This is a genomic window from Lysobacter soli, assembly GCF_003382285.1.
GTDB lineage: Bacteria > Pseudomonadota > Gammaproteobacteria > Xanthomonadales > Xanthomonadaceae > Lysobacter_J > Lysobacter_J soli.
In genome coordinates, this window is the sequence record NZ_QTJR01000019.1 from 1 (window position 1) to 22,894 (window position 22,894).

The 22,894-nt window shown below is 67.5% G+C and carries 24 protein-coding genes; 8 read left to right on the top strand and 16 right to left on the bottom strand.

The window, feature by feature from the left end:
- Positions 1–153 precede the first annotated feature (153 nt).
- The 4 genes from DX912_RS17485 to DX912_RS17500 all read right to left on the bottom strand — a co-directional run bounded on the left by DX912_RS17485 (position 154) and on the right by DX912_RS17500 (position 3,825).
- Positions 154–549 (bottom strand): DoxX family protein, encoded by a 396-nt coding sequence (locus DX912_RS17485; protein ID WP_115844775.1) that lies wholly within the window; start codon positions 547–549, stop codon positions 154–156.
- A gap of 122 nt (positions 550–671) precedes the next feature.
- Entirely contained in the window at positions 672–1,511 is an 840-nt protein-coding gene (locus DX912_RS17490) for a general secretion pathway protein GspB (RefSeq protein WP_115844777.1), read from the bottom strand.
- 4 nt (positions 1,512–1,515) lie between these two features.
- Positions 1,516–2,817 (bottom strand): ExeA family protein, encoded by a 1,302-nt coding sequence (locus tag DX912_RS17495; protein WP_115844779.1) that lies wholly within the window; start codon positions 2,815–2,817, stop codon positions 1,516–1,518.
- A gap of 78 nt (positions 2,818–2,895) precedes the next feature.
- Positions 2,896–3,825 (bottom strand): DMT family transporter, encoded by a 930-nt coding sequence (locus DX912_RS17500; protein ID WP_115844781.1) that lies wholly within the window; start codon positions 3,823–3,825, stop codon positions 2,896–2,898.
- 182 nt (positions 3,826–4,007) lie between these two features.
- On the opposite strand from DX912_RS17500, the gene DX912_RS17505 reads away from it, so the two are divergent.
- The 4 genes from DX912_RS17505 to DX912_RS17520 all read left to right on the top strand — a co-directional run bounded on the left by DX912_RS17505 (position 4,008) and on the right by DX912_RS17520 (position 8,492).
- Positions 4,008–6,455: a TonB-dependent receptor plug domain-containing protein gene (locus DX912_RS17505; RefSeq protein ID WP_115844783.1), complete on the top strand. Its 2,448-nt coding sequence runs from the start codon at positions 4,008–4,010 to the stop codon at positions 6,453–6,455.
- 177 nt (positions 6,456–6,632) lie between these two features.
- A complete protein-coding gene (locus DX912_RS17510; protein ID WP_115844785.1) occupies positions 6,633–6,965 on the top strand; it encodes a TfoX/Sxy family protein in 333 nt (110 codons plus the stop codon).
- Positions 6,966–7,464: 499 nt separating this feature from the next.
- Positions 7,465–8,055, top strand: coding sequence for a YceI family protein (locus tag DX912_RS17515; protein WP_115844787.1), 591 nt, complete (start codon positions 7,465–7,467; stop codon positions 8,053–8,055).
- 68 nt (positions 8,056–8,123) lie between these two features.
- Entirely contained in the window at positions 8,124–8,492 is a 369-nt protein-coding gene (locus DX912_RS17520; protein ID WP_115844789.1) for a DUF1428 domain-containing protein, read from the top strand.
- On the opposite strand, the gene DX912_RS17525 is transcribed toward DX912_RS17520, so the two are convergent.
- From DX912_RS17525 to DX912_RS17560, 7 genes are all read right to left on the bottom strand, one after another.
- On the bottom strand, positions 8,461–9,789 hold the full coding sequence (locus tag DX912_RS17525; protein ID WP_115844791.1) for an RNA polymerase sigma factor: 1,329 nt from the start codon (positions 9,787–9,789) through the stop codon (positions 8,461–8,463). The two genes, DX912_RS17520 and DX912_RS17525, sit on opposite strands and share 32 nt — an antisense overlap.
- Positions 9,790–10,344: 555 nt before the next feature.
- On the bottom strand, positions 10,345–10,878 hold the full coding sequence (locus DX912_RS17535) for an SRPBCC family protein (protein ID WP_115844795.1): 534 nt from the start codon (positions 10,876–10,878) through the stop codon (positions 10,345–10,347).
- 11 nt (positions 10,879–10,889) lie between these two features.
- Positions 10,890–11,315 carry a YciI family protein gene (locus tag DX912_RS17540; RefSeq protein ID WP_115844797.1) on the bottom strand — a complete coding sequence of 142 codons (426 nt, stop codon included), beginning with the start codon at positions 11,313–11,315 and terminating at the stop codon, positions 10,890–10,892.
- Between the two features lie 32 nt (positions 11,316–11,347).
- On the bottom strand, positions 11,348–11,752 hold the full coding sequence (locus DX912_RS17545; RefSeq protein WP_115844799.1) for a VOC family protein: 405 nt from the start codon (positions 11,750–11,752) through the stop codon (positions 11,348–11,350).
- A 51-nt stretch (positions 11,753–11,803) separates the two neighbouring features.
- Entirely contained in the window at positions 11,804–12,214 is a 411-nt protein-coding gene (locus DX912_RS17550; protein ID WP_115844802.1) for a VOC family protein, read from the bottom strand.
- A gap of 29 nt (positions 12,215–12,243) precedes the next feature.
- The gene (locus DX912_RS17555) at positions 12,244–12,672 is read right to left on the bottom strand and encodes a YciI family protein (protein ID WP_115844804.1); all 429 of its coding nucleotides are present in this window, start codon (positions 12,670–12,672) and stop codon (positions 12,244–12,246) included.
- A gap of 114 nt (positions 12,673–12,786) precedes the next feature.
- On the bottom strand, positions 12,787–13,674 hold the full coding sequence (locus tag DX912_RS17560; protein ID WP_115844806.1) for a LysR substrate-binding domain-containing protein: 888 nt from the start codon (positions 13,672–13,674) through the stop codon (positions 12,787–12,789).
- A 114-nt stretch (positions 13,675–13,788) separates the two neighbouring features.
- Between DX912_RS17560 and DX912_RS17565 the strand changes: the two genes are divergently transcribed.
- The 3 genes from DX912_RS17565 (at position 13,789) to DX912_RS17575 (ending at position 16,325) form a co-directional block, all read left to right on the top strand.
- The gene (locus DX912_RS17565; RefSeq protein ID WP_115844808.1) at positions 13,789–14,235 is read left to right on the top strand and encodes a cupin domain-containing protein; all 447 of its coding nucleotides are present in this window, start codon (positions 13,789–13,791) and stop codon (positions 14,233–14,235) included.
- A gap of 51 nt (positions 14,236–14,286) precedes the next feature.
- Positions 14,287–15,186: a DMT family transporter gene (locus DX912_RS17570; protein ID WP_115844810.1), complete on the top strand. Its 900-nt coding sequence runs from the start codon at positions 14,287–14,289 to the stop codon at positions 15,184–15,186.
- Between the two features lie 233 nt (positions 15,187–15,419).
- Entirely contained in the window at positions 15,420–16,325 is a 906-nt protein-coding gene (locus DX912_RS17575) for a cyclase family protein (RefSeq protein ID WP_115844812.1), read from the top strand.
- 13 nt (positions 16,326–16,338) lie between these two features.
- Here the strand turns inward: DX912_RS17575 and DX912_RS17580 are convergent, their stop codons facing one another.
- From DX912_RS17580 to DX912_RS17595, 4 genes are all read right to left on the bottom strand, one after another.
- On the bottom strand, positions 16,339–17,658 hold the full coding sequence (locus DX912_RS17580) for an NTP/NDP exchange transporter (protein WP_115844814.1): 1,320 nt from the start codon (positions 17,656–17,658) through the stop codon (positions 16,339–16,341).
- Between the two features lie 13 nt (positions 17,659–17,671).
- Complete coding sequence (locus DX912_RS17585; RefSeq protein ID WP_115844816.1) at positions 17,672–18,637, bottom strand: aldo/keto reductase; 966 nt, start codon at positions 18,635–18,637, stop codon at positions 17,672–17,674.
- A 333-nt stretch (positions 18,638–18,970) separates the two neighbouring features.
- Positions 18,971–19,786, bottom strand: a complete 816-nt coding sequence (locus tag DX912_RS17590) for a DUF72 domain-containing protein (RefSeq protein ID WP_115844818.1) — start codon at positions 19,784–19,786, stop codon at positions 18,971–18,973.
- Between the two features lie 2 nt (positions 19,787–19,788).
- A complete protein-coding gene (locus DX912_RS17595; RefSeq protein WP_115844820.1) occupies positions 19,789–20,226 on the bottom strand; it encodes a VOC family protein in 438 nt (145 codons plus the stop codon).
- A 146-nt stretch (positions 20,227–20,372) separates the two neighbouring features.
- Between DX912_RS17595 and DX912_RS17600 the strand changes: the two genes are divergently transcribed.
- A complete protein-coding gene (locus DX912_RS17600) occupies positions 20,373–20,723 on the top strand; it encodes a GFA family protein (protein WP_115844822.1) in 351 nt (116 codons plus the stop codon).
- A gap of 291 nt (positions 20,724–21,014) precedes the next feature.
- Here the strand turns inward: DX912_RS17600 and DX912_RS17610 are convergent, their stop codons facing one another.
- Positions 21,015–22,829 (bottom strand): DUF885 domain-containing protein, encoded by a 1,815-nt coding sequence (locus DX912_RS17610; RefSeq protein WP_115844870.1) that lies wholly within the window; start codon positions 22,827–22,829, stop codon positions 21,015–21,017.
- Between the last annotated feature and the right edge of the window lie 65 nt (positions 22,830–22,894).

Below are 22,894 nucleotides of genomic sequence, written 5' to 3' on the forward strand. Positions count from 1 at the left end.
TCGCGTCAGGAGCGAATGGTTTTGGTTACTTTTGCCGAAACAAAAGTAACCCGCTCGTTTACGAGCGGAAGCTCTTGACCTTGCTTCTACACAATCCCGCGAACGGGACAAGGTCGGCTGCAGCCATCACATTGCTGCAACCGACCCGCAGACTCACCTCTGATTGAACGCCCACTTCCCCGGCCCCAACAGCGCAATCGCCGCGGCCGTCGCCAGGAACATCACCTGCAGTTCGATCGCCCAGCCGCCCTGCTGGTTGAGGTGCCCGATGTCGCCCAGGTGCACCAGGTACAGCGCGAACAGCATGTTGATCACGATCAGGATCGCGCCGATGCGCGAGAAGAAGCCGGTGATGACCAGCAGCGGGGCGATCACCTCGCCGATGATCACGCCGTAGGCGAAAAAGCCGGGAAAGCCCTGCGTTTCGACCAGGCCGACGATGCCGTCCAGGCCACCTTCGAGCTTGCTCAGGCCATGCAGGAAAACCAGTACGCCGAGCGCGATGCGGAGGATCAGCTTGCCTGCGTCTTGCTGGGTGCTGCCGTTCATGCGGTACCCCCTCGGTTGGACGTGCGTGCTTTTCTGGATTCGCGTGCTGCGGAGTCGTGCGTTGAAGGCGTGCTTGGAAGGAACAGGCGGATCGTCCGCTGCCGCCGCGTCCGGCGCAACCGTCAACGCAGGGGCAGGGCGACGCGGCGGCCGTGCCAGTTGAGCACCACGCCGTCGGCGGCGATCTCCTCCACCACCGCCTCGCCGACTCGGTCGCCCTGGCCGACGCGGGCGCCGTCGATGATCGCGAACCGCTGCGAGGGCGTGGGCCCGAACATGTGCATGCTGATCTTCAGCGCGGGCAGCTGTTCGCGTTCGCCCGGCGACAGGTCGGACAGCCGCACCGGCGCGCCCGTGGCGGGCGGCGGAGCCGGCAGCGGCGCGACGGGCGCCGGCGTGGCCGCGGGCGAGCGCGGCGTCGAGGCGGTCGCGGCATTGGCGATGGCCTGCTGATACCGCTCGTTCGGGCGCGCCGGTGCAGGCGCCTGCGTCGCAGGCGGCTCCGGCTGCGTTGCGTCCGTCGGTGTAGGCGCGGTCGGCGTCTGCGCCGTCGGCGGCGGGTAGGCGGCGGACGCCGCGGCGTAGACGTCGTCTTCGACAGGCTGGGTCGGTTCCGGCTCTGCGCCGGGCAACGGTTTCGACTTCGGAAGCGGCGAGGCGGCGGGCGGCGCGGCGACCACGGCCGGTTCGACGGGTAGCTCCGCCGTGTCCGATGGAGGCGGTGCATCGGCCGGAATCGCGACAGCCTCTACTGCTGGCGGCGCGTCCGGCGTGCGGTTCCAGAACCCCCAGCCCAGCGCGACGATCGCAACCAGTACCGCAATGCCGGCGAACCAGAACGGCCAGCGGCGACGCGGCGCGACATTGCGCGCGACGGGCGGAAGTTCGGCGCGAAGGTCGGGCATCTCGCCACGTCGGCGTTGCGCTTCGGACTTGCGCAGGGCGTCGAGGATCAACGACATCGCGTCACTGCGCTCCCGTATCGGATTCAAGCGCGGCGGTTCGAGCCGGCGCCTCGTACGCGGCCAGCGCCATCAGCGTCGCCGGGCCGACCACGCCATCGGCGGAGAGGCCCGCATCGCGCTGGAAACGCCGCACCGCATCCTGCATCGTCGCATCGAATACCGCCGGCGCGCCGGAGGTTGCCAGGTAGGCGGGATGCAGGCGCTGCGAAATCCATTCGACCACCGCGCCGCTCGCGCCCGGCTTCAGCGGCGCGTCGCGCAACGCGGCGGCGAAGGCTTCCGCGTCGAGTTGCGCGACATCGGGCTTTGCAACGGGCGGCACGACCGCCGGCTTCGTCACGACCAACGGCTTCGTCGGCACGACCGGCGTCGTCGCGGGCTTCGCCTGTACCGGCGCGCGCGGCCACCACCATGCGGCCATGCCCATCGACGCCAGCAACAGCGCGGCCACCGGCACCGCGAAGAGCCACCGTCGCGTGCGGCGCGCCGGGGCGGGCAGCACTTCGGCGGCGGCGCGATCGACCCAGCGCGCATCCAGCATCGGCACGTCGTGCGCGAAACCGGCGAGCAGGCTGCGTTCGGCGATCACGTTGATCAGCCGCGGCACGCCGCCGGAATGCACGTGGATGCGCTTCACCGCCGATGCATCGAACGGAAAGCGCGTGCCGCCGGCGACGCGGTAGCGATGGCGCAGGTATTCGCCGGTTTCGGATGCATCCAGCGGCGTCAGGTGGAAGCGCGCGGTGATGCGCTGCGCGAGCTGGCGCATGTCCTCGCGTGCGAGCATCGCGCGCAGTTCCGGCTGCGCCAGAAGCACGATCTGCAGCAGCTTCTGCGTCGGTGTTTCCAGGTTGGTGAGCAGGCGCACCTGCTCCAACGCCTCGACCGACAGGTTCTGCGCCTCGTCGATCACCAGCACGACACGCAGGCCCTGCGCGTAGGCATCCAGCAGGTAGACATTGAGCGCGTCGACCAGCGCCTTCGTGCTGCCGCGCCGGCCTTCCAGTTCGATGTGCAGTTCTTCGCAGATCGATTCGAGCAGTTCGACGGGCGTGACGCGCGGGTTGAGCACCAGCGCGACGCGTGTGTTCTCCGGAACTTGTTCCAGCAGCAGGCGGCACAGCGTCGTCTTGCCCGTGCCCACTTCGCCCGTCAGCTGCACGAAGCCGCCGCCGCCGCCCTGCGTGATCCCAAACAGCAGGTGCGCCAGCGCATCGCGATGGCGTTCGCTGAGGAAGACGAAGCGCGGGTCCGGCGTGATCGAGAAGGGGGGCTCGATCAGGCCGTAGTGCTCCAGGTACATGGGCGACGGTCTGGCGGCGTTGGCGTCAGGGTAAGCGAGAAACGGCCCGCCGCGGTCGCCGCCGGCCGCAACCCCGCGTCAGCTTTTGGCTTCCGCCGTACCCAGCAGCTCCGGATCGACGCGATGCGGCCGTCCCAGCAGCGGATGGATGAACACGGCGGCGAGGATGATGACCACGCCGACGTAGAACAGCGTGGTCAGTTCGCGCTGTTCGCCCAGCAGCAGCGCGGCGAGGACGATCGCGTACACCGGTTCCAGGTTCACCGCCAGTTGCTGCGCGAAGGCGCTCATGTGGCGCAGCGCCACCAGCGACAGACTGAACGGGAGCAGCGTGCAGGCCAGCGCCAGGCCCAGCAGCAGCCAGGCGTCGTGCGCCGACGGCGTCACCAGCAGCGGACCCGCGAACGCCGGAAACACCAGCGGCATCAGCGGTGCGAGCAGGCTCAGCGTGAGCACGCCGGCGCCGAGTTCGAGCGCGGTGACGGTCAACGGATCGCCGTGTTCGACCATGCGCTTGTTGAGCGAGCCGAAGATCGCCACCAGCAGCGCCGACACCGCGCCCACCGCGATGCCCGCGCGCATGCCCGCGGGCACGCCGCCGACGACCATCGCCACGCCGGGCAGCACCATCAGGCCGAGCGCGAGTTCGCGCTTGGAAAACCGCGTGCGCGTCAGCCACGGTTCGATCATCGCCACGAACACCGTGCCGAGCGCCATGCAGGTCGCGCCGACGGAGGCGTTCGAGAGCTTGATCGCGCCGTAGAAGGTGAGCCAGTGCAGCGCGACCAGCGCGCCGATGCCGGCGTAGGCGAGCATCGTGCGGCCCGACATCGCGCGCAGCCCGCGCCACACCCGCGGCACCAGTGCGAGCGCCGCGACCACCAGCAACATGCGCCACCACACCAGCGGCAGCGCGGGCAGGGTGATCAGCTTGCCCAGGATCGCCGTGAAGCCCCACAGCAGCACGCAGAAGTGGATTTGCAGGTGGGCCTTGCGGGTCGGGGTCATGCGGGGCGATGCGCGGCGGGACGGGTGCGCATTGTCGCCGCAGTGGCGGGGCGGTGTGCCTCCCCGAGGCGGCGGTCGAAACCGGACGGGCGGCATGGTATTTGCCGAGTCAGGCGAAACCCCTAGCAAATTCTTAACAACCCGTTTTAGGCTGGGGCCATCCGCCACCGCAGGGAGTGCCCATGAGCCAGCATCGCAGCCGTCTGTTCACCGCAGTCACGACCGCCCTCTGGCTCGGAGGCGGGCTGCTGGTCAGCGCCGCGGCCGCCGCGCAGCAGGCGCCGCCAGTCACCGGCGAGCCCCAGACCCCGGCCGAGGAGCGCGCCGAGGACGCCCGCGCCAAGACGCTCGACACCGTCTCCGTGCTGGGTTCGCGCCGCATCCAGCGCTCGTCCGATACCGCCTCGATGTCCCCGGTCGACGTGCTGCCGATGGACCAGGCGGTCGAGGAAGGCGCGCAGTTCGACCTTGCGCAGACGCTGCAGTACGCCTCGCCCTCGTTCACCTCGACGCGCCAGACCGGCGCCGATGGCGCGGACCTGATCGACGGCGCCGCGCTGCGCGGCCTGGGCTCCGACCAGACGCTGGTGCTGGTCAACGGCAAGCGCCGCCACACCGTGTCGCTGGTGAACATCTACGGCGCGCGCAACCGCGGCAACACCGGCACCGACCTCAACTCGCTCCCGCTCATGGCGATCGACGCGGTCGAAGTGCTGCGCGATGGCGCTGCGGCGCAATACGGCTCCGATGCGATCGCCGGGGTCATGAACATCTCGCTCAAGCGCAGCAAGGGCTGCGAGGCCGTCGCCGGCTACGGCGAATACACCCGTGGCGACGGCGAGAACTGGCTCGCCACCGCCTACTGCGGCGCGGAACTGGCCACCGGCGGCATGTTCGCCGTCACCGGCGAATGGCAGGACCGCGGCCGCTCCGACCGCTCCGTGCCCAAGGGCAGCCCGCGCATCATCGGCGACTCGGAAGTGACCAACCGGACCGTGTACCTCAACGGCGATTCGCCGCTGGGCGAGGCCGCCGAGGTCTACTTCACCGCCGGCATGCAGTCGCGCGATGCGTCTTCGGCCGCGTTCGCGCGCGAAGGCATCGGTTCGGAAGACATCCCGTCGCGCAATTCCGCCGCGATGTATCCGGACGGCTTCGTGCCCTTCATCGACGGCGTGCTCGAAGACCGCTACGGCATCCTCGGCCTGCGCGGCGATGTGTCGCAGTGGCACTGGGACCTGTCGCACACCTACGGCTACAACGAGCTGCGCTACACGATCAACGGCACGCTCAACGCCTCGCTGGCGAACCTCGACCTGCTGAACGGCGGCGCGGGCATCAGCCCGACCAGCTTCGACGCGGGCGGTTTCTCGTTCCAGCAGAAGACCAGCAACTTGGACGTCTCGCGCTATTTCGACAGCGCGCTGGCCGGCGTCAATGTCGCCTTCGGCCTGGAGCAGCGCGAGGAGCGCTACCGCATCCGCGAGGGCGAGGAAGGCTCGTACCTGGACTACGACGGCGCGGGCGAGGGCGGCAATCCGGGCAGCCAGGGCTTCCCGGGCTTCCAGCCGGGCGACGTCACCGACAAGTCGCGCGACAGCACCGCCGGTTACGTCGACGTGGAAGTGAACTTCACCGATCGCTTCATGATGGATTACGCGGTGCGCTACGAGGACTACAGCGACTTCGGCAGCACGCTCGACGGCAAGATCGCCGCCGGCTTCCGCGCCACCGACACGGTGATGCTGCGCGGTTCGGTCAGCACCGGCTTCCGCGCGCCGTCGCTGCAGCAGAAGTATTTCTCCTCGACGATCACCGACTTCATCAGCGGCGAGCCGGTGGACGTGGTGATCGCCTCCAACGACAGCGAACTGGCCGCCCTTGCCGGCGTGCCGAACCTCACCGAGGAAACCTCGGAAAGCGCCACGCTGGGCCTGACGTGGACGCCGCGCGACAACGTGTCGCTGACGCTGGACCTGTACCGCATCGACATCGACGACCGCGTCGTGCTCAGCGGCGACTTCGACACCAGCGACCCTGCGATCGGGCCGATCCTGGAAGCGATGGACGTCGGCCTGGCGCGCTTCTTCTTCAACGCGGTGGACACCAAGACCGAAGGCGCCGACCTCACGGTGACCTACGACTTCGACTGGGCCGATGCGAAGTGGAGCACCTACCTCGGCGCGAACTGGAACAAGACCGAAGTCACGCACGTCAACACGCCGCCGGCGCTGGCCGGCCGCGAGGACACGCTGCTGCCCGAGCGGGACCGCCTCTTCATCGAAAACGGCGCGCCGCGCAGCAAGGCGGTGCTCGGCGTGGACTACACGCGCGGTTCGTGGTCGGCCAGCGCGAAGGGCATTTACTTCGGCGAGCAGGAGCTGGGCACGTTCTCCGGCACCGAGGCAGGCGTGCCGAACCAGCACTACGCGAGCAAGGCCTCGGCCGACGTCAGCGTCACCTACGCCTTCGCCGAGAACACCAAGCTCACCGTGGGCGGTTCTAACGTGTTCGATACCTTCCCGACGAAGCAGAACCCCGACGAGACCGACAACGGCCACATCTACGAGAGCGTGCAGTTCGGCCTGAACGGCGCCGCGTGGTACGTGCGGTTGTGGCACAAGTTCTGATGCGCGTTTGAGCACCGTGCAGGTGCCTCGCCCGCGCGCGGCAGGGAGCTTGCAGCAACCCATTCCCGCCTGCGGGAGAGGTCCTCGCAGTAACCCCTCTCCCGCTTGCGGGAGAGGGGCAGGGGTGAGGGCGAGGTGCCCGCCACGTTCCGCTCGTACTGCCATCGCCGACCACGCATGACCAACGCCTTCCTCGCCCACGTCCACGACCTGCTCGATCCCCTTGGCGCGGTGTCCACGCGCGCGATGTTCGGCGGACACGGCGTGTACCTGGACGGCGAACTGATCGGCGTGGTGATGGGCGAGGCGCTGTACCTCAAGGTCGACGCCGAAACGCGCCTGCATTTCGAAGCCGCCGGCTGCGAGCCGTACCTGTATCTGGGCCAGGCGGAGCCGATCACGCTGAGCTACTGGTCGGTCCCCGAATCGGCGATGGACTCGGCCGAGGCGATGCGGCCGTGGGCGGAACTGGCGCGCGCGGCGGCGCATCGGGCGGGGCGCGGGAGGTAACCTCCTCCGCCATCCCGGCGAAAGCTGGAGTCCATTTGGGCTTTTCCGCATGCATTGCGGAAAGCAACACCGCAGCGCTGCGCGGCAGCAACGGGTCACCGCCACCTCTCCGTTGCCCCTCACCCCAACCCCTCTCCCGATGGGAGAGGGGCTTCAACCGTCATCCCGGCGAAAGCCGGGACCCAGGCCGGTAAGGCACGGGCACTCCCACTGCGGTGAACCACCTCACCGTCATTCCAGCGAAAGCTGGAATCCATTTGGCTTCTGCGCGCGGCCGCCGAAGCAACACCACAGCGCTGTGCGGCACCAGTCGGTCACCGCTGCCTCTCCGTTGCCCCTCACCCCAACCCCTCTCCCAGTGGGAGAGGGGCTTCATACCGTCATCCCGGCAAAGGCCGGGGCCCAGGCTCGCAGCCTCGTCGGAATGTCGATTTCCGAACCCCCCATTCGTCGAACCCATGAAGGCCGCAAACCGCGGCCACCTTTGACGAGGAATCGCATGTCCACCCGCAAGCCGTTTCCCCAGCTCCTGCTCGCCGCCGCGCTGTCGCTGTCCGCCGCCGCCACCGTCGCCGCACCGGCCGTGTACGAGATCGATCCGGCGCACACATTTCCGAGTTTCGAAGCCGACCACATGGGCATTTCCGTGTGGCGCGGCAAGTTCGATCGCAGCAGTGGCGAGATCACGCTCGATCGCGAGAAGCAGAGCGGCAGCGTCAACGTCGTCATCGACACCGCCAGCGTCGACTACGGCCTGGACGCGATGAACACCGAAGCGCGCAAGGACACGCTGCTGGACACGACGAAGTTCCCGCAGGCCACCTACAAGGGCACGCTCGCGGATTTCCGCGACGGCGCACCGACGCGCGTGAAGGGCGAACTGACGCTGCACGGTGTGACCAGGCCCGTGGACCTGACGATCAGGCGCTTCAAGTGCATCCCGCATCCGCTGAACAAGCGCGAGCTCTGCGGCGCCGATGCCTACGGCGATTTCCAGCGCGATGCGTTCGGCATCGACGCCGGCAAGGATTACGGCTTCGACATGACTGTGTCGCTGCGTATCCAGGTCGAGGCGACGCGCAAGCCGTGATTTTCCGTTCCGCTAACACCGCTTCCCCCAAGCTGCGGCTTCCCGCCGCGACACCACAGGAGTGAACGATGGCTTTCTACGTCGATGGATTCGTACTGCCCGTCCCGCGCGACAAGGTGGACGACTACAAGAAGCTCGCGCGCATGGCCGGCAAGATCTGGCTGCAATACGGCGCGCTGGAATACCACGAATGCCTCGCCGACGACGTGCAGCCCGGCAAGGTCACCTCCTTCCCGCAGGCGGTGAAACTCAAGCCGGACGAGGTCGTGGTGTTCTCGTGGATCGTCTACAAGTCGCGCAGGCAACGCGACAAGATCAATGCGCAGGTGATGAAGGACCCCCGCCTGGCCGGCATGGACCCCAAGTCGCTGCCGTTCGACGGCAAGCGCATGTTCTGGGGCGGCTTCAAGCCGATCGTTTCGATGACGGCGGAATAACCACGTCGTTCGCGCCGGCCGCCGCCTCGCACTCGGCGGCGCGCCGGCGCAGCAGCGCTTGTTCGCGCGCGTTGCGCGTCATCTGCGCGGCGCGCTCGAACGCGTCGCGCGCCTCGTCCCAGCGTTCGAGCTTCTTCAGCAGATCGCCGCGCACCGCCGGCAGCAGGTGGTAGTCCTTCAACGCCGGCTCGTCGGTCAGCGCATCGACCACCGCGAGGCCCGATTCGGGACCGAACAGCATCGACAAGGCCACCGCGCGATTGAGCTCGATCACCGGCGACGGCGTGATGCGCGCGAGCGCGCCGTACAGGCCGACGATCGCGGCCCAGTCGGTTTCCTCTGCCGTGACCGCACGCGCGTGGCACGCGGCGATCGCGGCCTGCAGCGTGTACGGGCCGCCTGGCGTTGTGCCGCGCGCGGCGCTCTGCTTCTGCGCGCGATCGAGCGCCGCCAGCCCGCGATGGATCAGCAACTGGTCCCACCGCGCGCGGTTCTGTTCCAGCAGCAGCACCGGCTCGCCATCGGGCGCGACGCGCGCGGCCGAACGCGATGCCTGGATTTCCATCAGCGCGACCAAGCCGTGCACTTCCGGCTCGTTCGGCATCAGCTCCGCAAGCATGCGTCCGAGGCGCAGCGCGTCCTCGCACAGGCCCGGGCGCATCCAGTCGTCGCCGGCGGTGGCGGCATAGCCCTCGTTGAAGATCAGGTAGATCACCGCGAGCACCGACGCCAGGCGCTCGTTGAGCTCGTCGCCGCGCGGCATTTCGTACGGGACCTGCTTTTCGGCGAGCGTGCGCTTGGCGCGCACGATGCGCTGGGCGATGGTCGGTTCGGGCACGAGGAAGGCGCGCGCGATCTCGTCCGTGGTGAGGCCGCCGAGCAGGCGCAGCGTCAGCGCGACCTGCGCGTGGGTGGGCAGCACCGGATGGCAGGCGGTGAAGACCAGCCGCAGCAGGTCGTCGTTGAACGGGTTGTCGAGCGCGTCCAGGTGCGCGTCATCCGCGTGCGCCTGTTCGTCTTCGAGTTCGCGCGCGATCTCCTCGTGCTTGCGCTGCTGCAGCTTGCTGCGGCGAAGGCGGTCGATCGCGCGATGCTTGGCGGTGGCCATGAGCCACGCGCCGGGCTGGTCGGGCACGCCGCTTTCGGGCCATTTTTCCAGCGCCGCGACGAGCGCGTCCTGGGCCAGTTCCTCGGCCAGCCCCACGTCGCGCAGCATGCGCGCTAGCGAGGCGATGAGCCGGGCGGATTCGATGCGCCATACAGCATCGATGGTGCGATGGATGTCGGTCGCCGTCATGGCGACGGATGAGAGCATCGCGGGCTGTGCGGTGCAAGTGCGGGGAGTGTGTTTTGCTCCGGGTTGTGTGGTGGGGCGCGGAGGGGGTTGTCGGGGTTAAGGAAATGTCAGTCCTGCCACGTGCCTCGGCTTCCATTGGATGTCATCCGATATGGACGTCATCTCCAATGGACTTCATCCCCAAATGGACGTCATCCCGGCGAAGGCCGGGATCCAGGCTGTCACGGCATCCATCTCCTTGCTCGTCATTCCAGCGAAAGCTGGAATCCATTCCGATGTTCTGGAAGAGCAACAGCCCAGCGCTGTGCGGAAAAAGTTGTTCACCCTATCCGCTCCGTTGCCCCTCACCCCAACCCCTCTCCCGATGGGAGAGGGGCTATGAGCACCGTCATTCCAGCGAGAGCCGGAATCCATCTTGATGTGCGAAGAGCAGCAGCGCAGCACTGTACGTCGAATGTTGGTTGCCTCTTCCGCTCCGTTACCCCTCACCCCAACCCCTCTCAGCTCTGCACTCCCTTCGGTCGCCGACGGGAGAGGGGCTAAGAGCAACGGCACTCACCCCTGCTCAGCCAGCTTCTTCAGATTCGCCAAACCGCGCTCGAAGTCCTTGCCGACCATGCGGTCCATGCTGAATACCAATGACATCACCTTGCCGATGTAAGGCTGCGGACCGTGCATCGCCCAGGTGACGCGGCTTGCATTGGTTCCTTCGGGGACGATCACGAACTCGGCCGTGTTGTGCGCTTCCATCGGGCGCGTGAAGTCGAGCTTGATGCCGACCTTCGACGCGGGCACCGACTCGACGATCTCCATGCGCCCCGCGCCCGCCTTCGAGTTTCCATCCCACGTATACACCGCGCCGGTGCCGCATTGCGCACCGGCGATCTCGCGCTTCATCGCCGGATCCAGCGTCTCGAACGGCGACCACGCGCGCCAGCGGTTGAAATCGTTGACCTGTTCGAACACGCGCTGCGGAGGCGCGTTGACGACGATGCTGCGTTCGATTCGGAACGTGTCCGGTCGCGTCGCCGCGAATACCAGCACGGCCACGATAACCACCAGCACGATCAATCCGATGATCTTCCACATGCGCGACGTCCTCAGTTCTTCGGCCGTTGGGTGGATTGCTGCATCTGTTCGAAGCCGGCCGCCGCTTCCTGCACCTCGGCGGGGAAATCGTCGAACTCCTGCACCTGGCGTATTTCGATGACCTCGTTCTCCGAGCCAGGGCAACGCGACGCCCACGCGATGGCGTCCTCGCGCGACTTCACCTGGATCATCCAGTAGCCGCCGAGCACTTCCTTCGCCTCGGCGAACGGACCGTCGGTGACATGCGGGCGACCGCCCTCGAAGCTCACGCGCGCGCCCATCGACGGCGGATGCAGGCCATCGAGCGCAAGCAATACCCCGGCTTTCTGCAGCGATTCGTTGTATTTCATCATCGCCGCGACGCGGTCGGCCGGCGGCATCGTACCGGGCGTCGCGTCTTCGTAGCCCTTGGGGATCATCAGCATCATGAAGCGCATGGTCGTGTCTCCTGTTCGATGGATGCGTGGAATCAAGCCTGGTCCGGCATGCCGCTCATGTGCACGAATTCCCAGTGATTTCCGTCGAGGTCCTCGAACGCGCGCGAGTACATGAAGCCCATGTCCTGCGGATCGCCGCCCGACTTCGCGCCAGCCTTCACCGCCTTTGAATGGATGTCGTCGACCGCTTCGCGGCTGTCCAGCGAAAGGCAGTTGATCGCGCCGACGACCTGTCGCGTATCGGCGACGGGCTTTTTCACGAACGAGCCGAAGAACTCGCGCGTGAGCAGCATCACGTGGATGGTGTCGTCGACGACCATGCAGGCCGCCTTGTCGTCGGTGAACTGCGGGTTGTTCCTGTAACCGATCGCTTCGTAGAAGGCCTTGGCCTTCGGAAGGTCATGGCAGGGAAGGTTGACGAAGATCTGGGTCGACATGGTCTGTTCCTGTGTGGTGTTCTGTAGGTTCGAAACGGGGGCGCGAGCGGATCATTCCTTCTCGCAGTTCACCATCCACGACACGCCGAAGCGGTCGACGAACATGCCGAATCGCGCGGCCCAGAACGTGGGGCCAAGCGGCATGATCACGTGGCCGCCTTCGCTCATCGCGGCGAACACGCGTTCGGCTTCGCTCGCCGAATCGACGTTGATGGCGATCGACACGCCCTTGATGCCTTCGTACGGATGCTCGGGCACCGAGTCCGAACCCATGATCGCCTGGTCGCCAACGACCAGCCGCGCGTGCATGATCCGGTCGCGATGCGACTGGGGCACGTGGTCGCAGGCGGGCGTGTCGCCGAAGCGGCTGAGCTGCTCGAGCGTTCCGCCCAGGCACTGGTGGTAGAAGCGGAACGCGGCTTCGCACTGGTCGTCGAAAGACAGGTAGGCGTTGATCTTCATCGTGGCGGCTTCCTTGTGTTGGACCGCGATTACTGGGCGCGCGCGTCGATCTGCGCGCGGATGCGTTCGCCCTGCGCCTTGAGTTCCGGCGTGACTTCACCGCCGCAGGCGTGGCCTTCGTAGACCTGGCGGATTTCGATCTGGCTCGGGCCGCAATCGGGATTCGGACAGCGCTTCACCCATTCGATCGCTTCCTGCAGCGACGCCGTCTGGAACAGCCAGTAGCCGGCGATGAGTTCCTTCGACTCGGTGAAGGGGCCGTCGATCACGCTGCGACGATCGCCGTCGAAACGAACGCGCGCGCCGTGCGAGCTGGCGTACAGCCCCGCGGCGTCGAGCAGCACGCCGGCCTTCGCCAACTGCTCGTTGTAGTGGCCCATCTGCTCGATCAGTTCGGCGCTTGGCGGCGCGCCGGCTTCGCTTTCGGGCGTGGCATGGACGATCACCATGAACTTCATTGTCGTGTCTCCGTTTTGGCGCGCGTTTTGCGCGCATCTGTGGAGACGACGAAGGGACGCGGGGGAAATCGACACGGTCCCGGAATTTTTTTTTGCGCGCCCTGCGCCCGGTCGTTATCCGTCCCGTGCCGTATCCAGCAGCCAGTCCAGGAACACCTGCGCCGCCGGCCGCAGGCGCCGGTGCGCCGGATACACCGCGTAGTAGCCCCACCGCGCCGGCATCGACGGCACGGGCAGGCGCACCAGCTCGCCGCCTTGCAGGTACGGCACGGCGATCCACGAGCGCGCCAGTGCGATGCCGAGCCCCGCGGCGGCGGCCTTCATGGCGTCGGTGGTGTCGCTGAAGGTGTAGCGCTCCTCGAACTTCGCGCCATGCACGTGCGCCGCGCGGAACCAGTCGTGCCAGCCCTGACGGGCGTGGTCGGCGATCAGCGGATGCCGCGTCAGGTCGGCCGCGCCGCCGATCCCGGCCGCCGCGGCGTACTCGGGCGAGGTCACCGGGAACAGCGCTTCGTCCATCAGGAAATGCGCCGTCAGCCCCGGCCAGTGGCCCGGCCCGTGGCGGATGCCCAGGTCCGGGCCGCCGTCGTCGAAGCGGGTGAGGGCGATCTCGGTGTCCACGCTCAGCGCGATGCCCGGGTGCGCCTGCGTGAAGGCCGGCAGCCGCGGCAGCAGCCAGGTGTAGGTCAGCGAATGCAGCGTGGTGATGCGCACGCGGCCTTCGTCGTCGCGCGCCCCGCGCAGGCTGCGCAGCACGCCATCCACGTCGGCTAGCGCGGTTCCGGCGGCGTCGGCGAGCTGGCGGCCTTCGGCGGTGAGCGAGACCCCGCGCGCATGGCGCTGGAACAACGCCACGCCCAGGCGCGATTCCAGCTTGCGCACGTGGTGGCTGACCGCGCTCGCGGTGAGGTGCAGTTCCTCCGCGGCGTGGGCGAAGTTCTGGTGCCGCGCCGCCGATTCGAACGCCGTGAGGGCAGGGAGCCAGTCCGCGCGAAGGGCCATGTGAGCCTCAAATCTGATTTGTGTCTGCCTTCGAAAGTATGCGCTTGTAAGGCCTTGTGGCGTAACGACAATGACGGTTCGGGCTGAGCCACACTCTTGATCGCGGAGCAACGCATGGATCGTTCCAACGACACCGCACACCCGGACGTCCCGAACGACGCTCCATTCGAGGCGCCGGCCCCCGCACATCCGGCGATGCAGGCCTGGGCCATCGACGCCGTGCCCGCGTTGCAGGTCGGCGAAGGCTGCACGCGTCGCGACCTGCCCGCCGGCCCCGGCGTGCGCGTGTGGGTGGTCGACATGGCGCCGGGCGCGCAGTGGCCGGTGCTGGATCACCACGAAACCGGCGAGTCGTACTACGTCATCGCCGGCGAAGTGATCGAAGGGCAGGCGCGCTTCGGCCCCGGCACGTACGTGTACTTCGCGCCGGACACCCGCCATCGCCCGCATACCGAAACCGGCGTGAGGCTCATCGGCATGAACCTGGGCTACTCGGCGTTCCTTGCGGCCGGCGGCAGCCCCGAATCGATCACGCACTGCTACCACCCCACACAGGGCTGATGCCCGCAGGGCCTGGCCCTGCGCCACACTTCCTCCCCCACGAGGCTTGCGATGAACACCGCCGTGACCGCACCCGCACTACCCGACGCCCGCGAAGGCGGGTGGCTCACGCCGCTGGAACTCGCGCTGCTGGGCGCAATCTGGGGCGCTTCGTTCCTCTTCATGCGCGTGGCGGCGAAGGACTTCGGCGCGATGCCGCTAGTCGAGCTGCGACTCGGGCTCGGCTCGCTGGTGCTGCTGCCGTTCCTGCTGCGCGCGCGCTCGCAGTTCCCGCTGAAGCTGTGGCCGAAGCTGGCGATCATCGGCGCGATCAATTCGGCCGCGCCATTCATGCTCTTCGCGTGGGCCGCGCAGCGTGCGCCGGCCGGCATCGGCGCCATTTCGAACGCGATGACCGTGCTGTTCACCGCACTGGTCGGCGCGCTGTTCTTCCACGAGAAGATCGGCGCGCGCCGCGCCATCGCGCTGGTGATCGGATTCGCGGGCGTGGTCGTGCTGGCGAGCGACAAGACCGCCGGTGGCGATCAGGTCGGTTGGGCGGTGGCGGCGGGCGCCACGGCGTCGTTCCTGTACGGCATCGGCATCAACCTGGTGCGCCGCCATCTGACCGGCCTTCCGCCGGCGGCCGTGGCCTCGGCGACGCTCGGCGCCGCGGCGCTGCTGACGCTGCCGTTCGCGCTCGCGACGTGGCCGACGCACGCGATTCCCGCGAAGTCGTGGTTCTCGGTCGGCATGCTCGGCGTGGTCTGCACGGGCTTGGCGTTCGTCATGTACTACCGCCTGATCGCGCGCATCGGCGCGAGCCGCGCCTCCACCGTGACGTACCTGATCCCGGTGTTCGGCGTCGCGTGGGCGTGGTTGCTGCTCGACGAGCCGCTGACGATCAAGATGGGCATCGCCGGCGCGATGATCCTGGGCAGCGTGGCCTTCAGTCAGCGCGCTGCGAAGTGACGTTGTTTTAGCCCCTCTCCCCACGGGAGAGGGGTTGGGGGTGAGATGGCGCTGCTTGCGAACCATTGGTTCGCGCGCCTTCGAACGCCCGAACGCCATGCGTTCGGGCGGGAGAGGGTCGGGGCGCGCGGTGCAACGACGCTCGCCTTAAGCCGGCCGCGCTGTGCACTTCACCCCTCCCCAACCCTCCCCTGCAAGCAGGGGAGGGAGTCCAAACCCTACGGCCCGATCCCATGACCCAGAAACGCGTCGTCTTCGACTTCGACCTGCAGTTCACCAACGGCGGTGGCATCCAGGGGCAGGATTTCCGCCTCGACATCGACGGCGACGACATCGACGACGCCGCGCTCGTCGACTACATCGTGCGCGACCTGCGCCTGCTGATGGTCGGACCCGCGCGCATCCTCAACAAGAAGATCATCGTCGAGGCGCACAAGCGCAAGGCGCAGGGCGATGGCAGTCGTCGCGTGTACGTCGAACTCAGCCACGACATCGAGGACGGCATGGTGACCTATCCCGGTCTTCCGGCCGCGCGCATCTGCGATTACCTCAGCCGCGAGCGTTCGCGCGAGATCTACGAGGCGGGCACGGAATTCCAGATCGCGACGATCGAGATCGTCGCCAACACCGGCACCTACCTCGATTGCCCGTCGCATCGCTACGAACACGGCCACGACCTGTCGCAGATCGGGCCGGAGTCCTTTTGCGATCTGGACACGATCGTGATCCGCGCCGACCACCGGCAGGTGCGCGCGATCGACGCCTCGTACTTCCGCGACCGCGAATTGCGCGGTCGCGCGGTGCTGGTGCACACCGGGTGGGACGCGTACTGGCGCGAGGAGGCGTACGCAGTCGAGCATCCGTTCCTGACGCAGGACGCGGCCGAATACCTGCGCGATTGCGGCGTCAAACTCGTCGGCATCGATTCGATGAACATCGACGACACCTCGCGCGACGGTGAAGGCGGCAAGTCGCGCCCGGTGCATTCGATCCTGCTGGGCGCGGACATCCTCATCGTCGAACACCTGTGCAACCTGGCCGCACTGCCGGACGAAGGCTTCGAGTTCAGCGCGATGCCGCCGAAGGTCAAAGGCGCGGGGACGTTCCCGGTGCGGGCGATGGCGCGGCTGCGGGGCTAGCCCTTCGCGGGCGTCAGCGACGCAGTCCTTCGCCCGCCACGTCGAGACCTTCCGGCAGCGGTTCCTTCTCCACGCGCGCCTGCGCACGCGCCAGGCCCGCGCCGGTCAGCGCCCATGCCAACGCGATCGCCGCGCCCAGCAGCGCGGCGATCGCCGGCTGCTGCGCCAGCATGTCGACCAGCGCCTTCGCCCAGCCGCTCACGGCATCGGCGCCGCGGTAAACGACCGAGTCGATGAAGTTCTTCGCCTTGTACTTGGCTTCCGTCGGCACGACGGTGAACAGCATCTCGCGGCCCGGTCGCACGAAGGCGTATTCGCCGGCGCGACGCACCACCATCACCACCGCCAGCACCGCGAACGTCGGCGCAAAGGCCAGCCACACGAAGCCGAGCATGGTCACCACCGGCACGGCGACCAACAACGCCGCCATGCCCAGGCGCTGCACCAGCCGGCCGGTGATGAACACCTGCGAGAGGATCGTCAGGCTCTGCACGATCACGTCGATCGTGCCGAACACGCGCGTCTGGTCCGCGCGGTCGGGGAACTTCATCTCGACCAGCCGCGCCTGTTCGAAGTACAGGAACGTGGTCACGCTCGCCAGCAGCAGCACGAACAGCGAAATACTGAGCAGGTAGGGCGAGCGCATCACCGTGGTGATCCCCGCGAACGGATGCCCGCCCAGCGGCCGCGCGCGGGCCTGCGCGCTGAGGTTCTCGCCCGCCGGCTGCGCGTCGCGCCATCGCTGCAGATGCCGCGCGATGAAGATGCCGACCACGAGGAACGCCGCGGCAAGCCACAGCAGACCGGCGTGCCCGATCGGCCCCACCAGCGCGATGCCCAGCAGCGGCCCGACCAGGCCGCCGATGCTCGCGCCGGCGGCCATCAGTGCGAACAGGCGCTTGGCCTGCGCGCTGGGGAACAGGTCGACGCACACGCTCCAGATCACCGAGATCGCGATCAGGTTGAACACCGAGATCCAGATGTAGAACGTGCGCGCGATCCATGCGTTCTCCGGATCGCGCTGGAACGCGATGGCGAACAGCGCCAGGTTCACCGCGAAGAAGCCGAACGTCCACGGCAGGATGCGACGCCGCGGCACCTTCGATGCGATCCACCCGAACAGCGGCATCGCCGCCAGCGTCGCCAGGAACGTGCCGGTGAACAGCCATTGCAGGTTGTCCACGCCGCCGGCGACGCCCATCGTCTCGCGCACCGGCCGCAGCATGAAGTAGCCGGCGAACATCACGAAGAACAGCGTGGCGCCGATGAGGACCGGACGGGATTCGTCTTCGGTGATGCCGAAGGTGCGGGCGATGCGCGCGGACAGGCTCATGCGGAATCCGTGCTCAGGCCAGCGCGGCGATCAGCGCCTGCCGCTGCTTCGCATCCAGCAGCGCGCCGGTGCCCGCACGCAGGTTGTCCACCTGGTGCTTCACCTTCGACGTCGCGGGAATCACCACCGTCACGGCCGGATGGCTCAGCACGAACTTCAGGAACAGCTGCGCCCACGAATCGGCGCCGACGTCCTTCGCCCACGGCGGCAGCGGCTTGTCGCGCACCTGCGTGATCAGGCGGCCGTCCTCGAACGCGCGGTTGATCATCACGGCGCAACCGAGCTCCTGCGCGAGCGGGAAAATCGTCTGCTCCGCGCCGCGCGAAACGGGTGAGTAGTTGATCTGGATGAAGTCGGGCTTGTGCTTGCGCATCTCGTCGGCGAGCTGCGCCTGGCCGTCCTCGCGGTAATGCGTGAGGCCGGTGTACTTCGTCTTGCCCTGCTGCTTGAGCTCGCGCGCGAGCGCGATCTGCGTCGTCGTATCACGCAGGTTGTGCACCTGCAGCAGCTCGACCTTGTCGGTGCGCAGGCGGCGCAGCGAATCGTTGAACTGCTTGAGCCCCTCGTCGCGCCCGGTGACGCCGGACAGTTTCGTCGCAAGGAAGAGCTTGCCGCGCGTGTTCGTCTGTGCGATGAGGTCGCCCAGTACGTCCTCGGCCGTGGAGTAGGTGGGCGCAGTGTCGATGAGCGAGCCGCCCGCGGCGACGAACGCCTGCAGCACGTCCCGTAGCGGTCCGCGTTCGCCCGCATCCGCGCCGACTTCGAAACTGCCCGACGTGCCCATGCCGATGACGGGGATCTTCTCGCCGCTGGACGGGATCGTGCGCGTGATCAGCGTGCCGCTGAACGGCTTCGGCGGCGCGGCACTGGCCGCGGGCGTTGCGGGCGGGCGCTCCTGGCTGCAGGCGGCGAGCGGCGCGAGCGCGACGCCCGCGGCGGCCAGGGTGGCGGTGGAAATGAATTCGCGACGGCTGGTCATGGCGATCTCCCTTCACGGCGACAGGAACGTCGATAGTGACGTTGATAGTGTCGTGGGCGTGCGCACGGGAGTGCCGTTCGGCACGGTCCGGTGTAGGGGTTTGCGACGAAACGCCGGGAATGTGCGGTGGGGCGTTCCGATACGGGGGCGGTTTGCGTGATTACCCCGCGTGCCTCCGCGGCCGTCATCCCCGCGAAGGCGGGGATCCATGCTTGCGCGCGTCAACGCCTCCGAAGATCGGATCAAGCCGGACCGATGGATCCCCGCCTTCGCGGGGATGACAGCAAAGAGCGACGCTGCGAAACGGCGCCGCCTACAACCTCCCGAACCGCGCTACAACTTCCCGATCAATGCCATCGCCGCCGCGGGGTTGCGTTCCTTCGCCGCGCTGATGAAGAAGACGAAGACATCGCGCTTGCGCTTGGGTGCGGCATCCTTCGCCAGCGTCGGCAGCGCGTCCGGCTGGCCGCCTTTCGCCCATTCGTGCGCACGCTTCGCCCACGTCGACAGTTCGCTGTCGGTGTAGCCGGTCGGCACGTCGCTGCGGGCGCGCATCAGGCGCGCGTAAACGAAATCGGCGGTGACGTCGCCGAAGGATGGGTGTTCGTCCGAATCGGTGAACACCGTCGCCATGTTGTGCTTGCGGGCGAGCGCGACGTAGTCGGCGTCGACGAAATTCGGATCGCGCACGTCCAGCACGTGACGCAGCGCACGGCCGTCGATCTGGCGCGGGAGCAGCGACAGGAACTCCGTGAAGCTCTCGCGCTGGATCTTCTGGTTCGCATCGAACTGCCACACGATCGGCCCGAGGCGATCGCCGAGCGAGGCGATGCCGCCGAGGAAATCTTCGATCTGCGGCCCGGTCTTCGCGAGCGCGCGCGACTGCATGATGCGCATCGGCGCCTTCGCGGAGAACACGAAGCCTTCCGGCGTTTCCGCCGCCCACTTGGCGTAGGTCGCCGGCTTCTGCGCGCCGTAGTAGGTGCCGTTGACCTCGATCGCGGTGAGCTTGCGGCTGGCGTATTCCAGCTCGCGTCGCTGCACCAGGCCCTTCGGATAAAAATTGTCGCGCCACGGCGCGAACGTCCAGCCGCCGATGCCGACGCGGATGCCCTCGACGGGCCGGGGATGTTCGTCGAACAGTTCCATGCTCAGGCGTTCTCGCTTTCGTTCCACGGATCGTAGGTGCCGAACCACCACACGTAGCCTTCCGGATCGCGGGCCGCGTAGCCGCGACCGCCGTAGTGCTGGTCGGCGATGTCGATGACGATCGCCGCGCCGGCGGCCTTCGCGCGGGCGTAATGCGCGTCGGCGTCGTCGACGATCACGCACACGCCGTGCGTCGAACGGCCGCCGATGTCGTCGGGCTGCGCCATCAGCTTCGCCCAGTCGCCGTCCTTGTTCGCCGAGCCGAGCATGATCATGCCGGTATCGCGATACGTCAGCTGCGCATGCAGCACGACGTCGCCGTCCATGTAGACGGCCTGTTTCGTGAAGCCGAACGCGCGCACGAGCCAGTCGATCATCGCCGGCGCGTCGCGATAGCTCAGGGTGGGGACGACGGTGCTGCCGTGGCGTGGCGAAGGCATGGCGACTCCGGTTCGGCGCTGAGGCACGGGGTGGGGGCGAAGCATAGCGCCGACCGGTTAAGCCGATGTCGCTTCGGGCACATTCGGCCGGCGCCGCGCTGGGGCACAATCGGCCCTTCCACCTTCACCAGCATGGAGCACGCGTCATGGCGCATTACAGCGGCGGTTGTCACTGCGGCGGCATCGCCTACGAGGTCGATGGCGACATCGACCAGGTCCTGGACTGCAACTGCTCGCTGTGCGCCAAGCGCGGCGGCCTGCTCTGGTTCGTGCCGCGCACGGCCTTCGAACTGAAGACACCCGAGTCGAACTACCGCACCTACACCTTCAACACGCACAAGCTGCAGCATCACTTCTGCCCGGAGTGCGGCATCTCGCCGTTCACCGAAGGCCAGATGCCCGACGGTACGCCGATGGTGGCGATCAACGCGCGCTGCCTGGAGGGCGTGGATCCGGCGTCGCTGAAGGTGGTGCATTTCGATGGGCGTTCGCGCTGATTCGATTGCGACACCCTCGCTGTCATTCCCGCAAAGGCGGGAATCCATGCCTGCGTGCTCGCACGGTTACCGGAGAGCGTGATGCGTCGGACAGTTGGATCCCCGCCTGCGCGGGGATGACAACAAAAAAGGCGGCGGCTTATGGCAGCCGCGGCCTCGATCGGTGGATCACCGGACACTTGGATCCCCGTCTGCGCGGGATGACGTTCCGGCAAAGCCTCTGGATCCCCGCCTTCGCGGGGATGACGAACCGGCAAAGCCGCGGCCGCAAAGCGGCCGCGGGCCGGTTCGTCACTTGATCGGCTCGTCCAGCATCATCTCGCGCACGTAGCGCACCGGCGGGGCGCCGTAGCTCAGCACCTGGTCGTGGTAGGCCTTGGCGTTGAACTTGTCGCCGAGCTTGGCTTCCACGGCCTTGCGCATGTCGAAGTGCTCCTGCGCGCCGACGAAGTACGTCGGCAGCTGCGCGCTGGTCAGCTGCGCGCGGATCCACTTGCCGGCAGCCTCGCGTTCCTGCTGGAAGGCCTGCTTGGTCATCAGCTCCATCGCCTGTTCCTGTGTCCAGTTGTCGACATGGACGCCCTGGTCGAGGATCGCGTTGGCGATGGTGCGCAGGTAAAACTTCAACTGCACGAGTCGGAACAGCGGGTCGTTATCCAGGTAGCCCGCGTCGGCCATCATGTCCTCGGTGTAGACCGCCCAGCCTTCGGCGAACAGGCCCGAACGCAGCACCGAACGCAGCGTCGAATGCGACTTCACCGAATGCGCGCCTTCCAGGTAGTGGCCCGGCATCGCCTCGTGGATCGACAACAGGTGGATCATGCGGCTGTTGTATTCGCGCAGGAACGAATCGACCTGCTTGGCGTCCCAGTCGTCCGGGATCGGCGAAATCGCGTAGTAAGTGTCCAGGCCCTTGTCGAGCGGACCCGGCGAATCGCAGTACGCCACCGCGACGCCACGCTGGAATTCCGGCATCAGGATGATCTTCACCGGATCGTTCGGCACGGTGACCAGGTCGTGCTTGCGCGTGAAATCGGTCGCCTGCTCAAGCGTCTTCTTCGCGAAATCGACCACCTGGTCGCGCGCGGGCTTGTCGGCGTAGGCCAGTTCGAGCGCGGCCTCGATCGCCTTCTGCTGCTGCTCCGGCGACGGGTTGGCCGGCATCTCCGGCGCGTTCGGCTTGTCCTTCAGCACGGTCTGCGCGATGGCGTACATCTCGCCGCGCACGCGCTTGAGTTCGCCTTCGGCTCGCTGCTTGATCTCCGCGCGCGACAGCGACGAATTCAGCGAGAACTGCAGCTTCTCGTCGTACAGCTTCTGGCCGATGCGGAAGTCGCCCTTCGCGTTCGGCACCAGCGTCTTGTCTAGCCACGTCTGCTGGTCGGCGACCGCCTTGCGCAGGTTCGTCACGGCCTCGTCGAGCTGCTTGCGGTCCTCGCCCTGCAGCTGGTCGGCGTTGGGCGTGATGAAGGTGTCGATCAGGCTCAGGATGCCGGCGTTCTGCCTGGCGACCGTTTCGGCGTGGATCTTCGGCACGCGCGCCGGATCGAGGTTCTCGCGCATCTGCGCGTAGATGCCCGGGATCTTCTGCATGCGCGCGGTCGCCGACTTCAGGCGCTGCGGCATCGGCGCGAACTCGCGCGCCATCAGGTTGTAGATCGCGCCGCCGGCCAGGCCGCTGTACACCTGCGGATCCCACGCCCAGCTCTGCAGCGTCTCGACGTTCCAGATATCGCCCTGCACCTGGTTGCGCAGGATCGCCGCGTCGATCTGGTTCTCGCGCGAGAGCTTGGTGGTGTCGATGCCGTCGAGCGCCGCCAGCGTCTTCTTCGCGAAATCCACCTGCGCCTGCCGGCCGGCGGCCGAAAGGTCGTCGACCTCGCTGTCGAAATCGTGCTTGCCGATCTGCGTGGCGGACACCGGGTTCAGGCGCAGCCAGCCGTCGAGCCACTGCTGGGACACTTCGGCCAGGCGCGCGTCGGTCGCGGCGTCCGACGCCGGCGCGGCGGCGGTGGCCTTCGTGTCGGCGGGCGCGGGCGTGGTCTGCGGCTGGCAGGCGGCGAGGCCGGCGCTGAGCACGGCGACGGCGAGGAGGGTGGGACGCAACGAGGGCATGTTCTCTGGGGCTCGGATCAGGCGGCGTGGCCGCGGGTCGGCCGAGGATATCGCCT

Bases quoted from the DNA above. Each gene is read 5' to 3' on its own strand.
- DX912_RS17485 (WP_115844775.1), bottom strand. From the start codon at position 549: ATGAACGGCAGCACCCAGCAAGACGCAGGCAAGCTGATCCTCCGCATC.
- DX912_RS17490 (WP_115844777.1), bottom strand. From the start codon at position 1,511: ATGTCGTTGATCCTCGACGCCCTGCGCAAGTCCGAAGCGCAACGCCGA.
- DX912_RS17495 (WP_115844779.1), bottom strand. From the start codon at position 2,817: ATGTACCTGGAGCACTACGGCCTGATCGAGCCCCCCTTCTCGATCACG.
- DX912_RS17500 (WP_115844781.1), bottom strand. From the start codon at position 3,825: ATGACCCCGACCCGCAAGGCCCACCTGCAAATCCACTTCTGCGTGCTG.
- DX912_RS17505 (WP_115844783.1), top strand. From the start codon at position 4,008: ATGAGCCAGCATCGCAGCCGTCTGTTCACCGCAGTCACGACCGCCCTC.
- DX912_RS17510 (WP_115844785.1), top strand. From the start codon at position 6,633: ATGACCAACGCCTTCCTCGCCCACGTCCACGACCTGCTCGATCCCCTT.
- DX912_RS17515 (WP_115844787.1), top strand. From the start codon at position 7,465: ATGTCCACCCGCAAGCCGTTTCCCCAGCTCCTGCTCGCCGCCGCGCTG.
- DX912_RS17520 (WP_115844789.1), top strand. From the start codon at position 8,124: ATGGCTTTCTACGTCGATGGATTCGTACTGCCCGTCCCGCGCGACAAG.
- DX912_RS17525 (WP_115844791.1), bottom strand. From the start codon at position 9,789: ATGACGGCGACCGACATCCATCGCACCATCGATGCTGTATGGCGCATC.
- DX912_RS17535 (WP_115844795.1), bottom strand. From the start codon at position 10,878: ATGTGGAAGATCATCGGATTGATCGTGCTGGTGGTTATCGTGGCCGTG.
- DX912_RS17540 (WP_115844797.1), bottom strand. From the start codon at position 11,315: ATGCGCTTCATGATGCTGATGATCCCCAAGGGCTACGAAGACGCGACG.
- DX912_RS17545 (WP_115844799.1), bottom strand. From the start codon at position 11,752: ATGTCGACCCAGATCTTCGTCAACCTTCCCTGCCATGACCTTCCGAAG.
- DX912_RS17550 (WP_115844802.1), bottom strand. From the start codon at position 12,214: ATGAAGATCAACGCCTACCTGTCTTTCGACGACCAGTGCGAAGCCGCG.
- DX912_RS17555 (WP_115844804.1), bottom strand. From the start codon at position 12,672: ATGAAGTTCATGGTGATCGTCCATGCCACGCCCGAAAGCGAAGCCGGC.
- DX912_RS17560 (WP_115844806.1), bottom strand. From the start codon at position 13,674: ATGGCCCTTCGCGCGGACTGGCTCCCTGCCCTCACGGCGTTCGAATCG.
- DX912_RS17565 (WP_115844808.1), top strand. From the start codon at position 13,789: ATGGATCGTTCCAACGACACCGCACACCCGGACGTCCCGAACGACGCT.
- DX912_RS17570 (WP_115844810.1), top strand. From the start codon at position 14,287: ATGAACACCGCCGTGACCGCACCCGCACTACCCGACGCCCGCGAAGGC.
- DX912_RS17575 (WP_115844812.1), top strand. From the start codon at position 15,420: ATGACCCAGAAACGCGTCGTCTTCGACTTCGACCTGCAGTTCACCAAC.
- DX912_RS17580 (WP_115844814.1), bottom strand. From the start codon at position 17,658: ATGAGCCTGTCCGCGCGCATCGCCCGCACCTTCGGCATCACCGAAGAC.
- DX912_RS17585 (WP_115844816.1), bottom strand. From the start codon at position 18,637: ATGACCAGCCGTCGCGAATTCATTTCCACCGCCACCCTGGCCGCCGCG.
- DX912_RS17590 (WP_115844818.1), bottom strand. From the start codon at position 19,786: ATGGAACTGTTCGACGAACATCCCCGGCCCGTCGAGGGCATCCGCGTC.
- DX912_RS17595 (WP_115844820.1), bottom strand. From the start codon at position 20,226: ATGCCTTCGCCACGCCACGGCAGCACCGTCGTCCCCACCCTGAGCTAT.
- DX912_RS17600 (WP_115844822.1), top strand. From the start codon at position 20,373: ATGGCGCATTACAGCGGCGGTTGTCACTGCGGCGGCATCGCCTACGAG.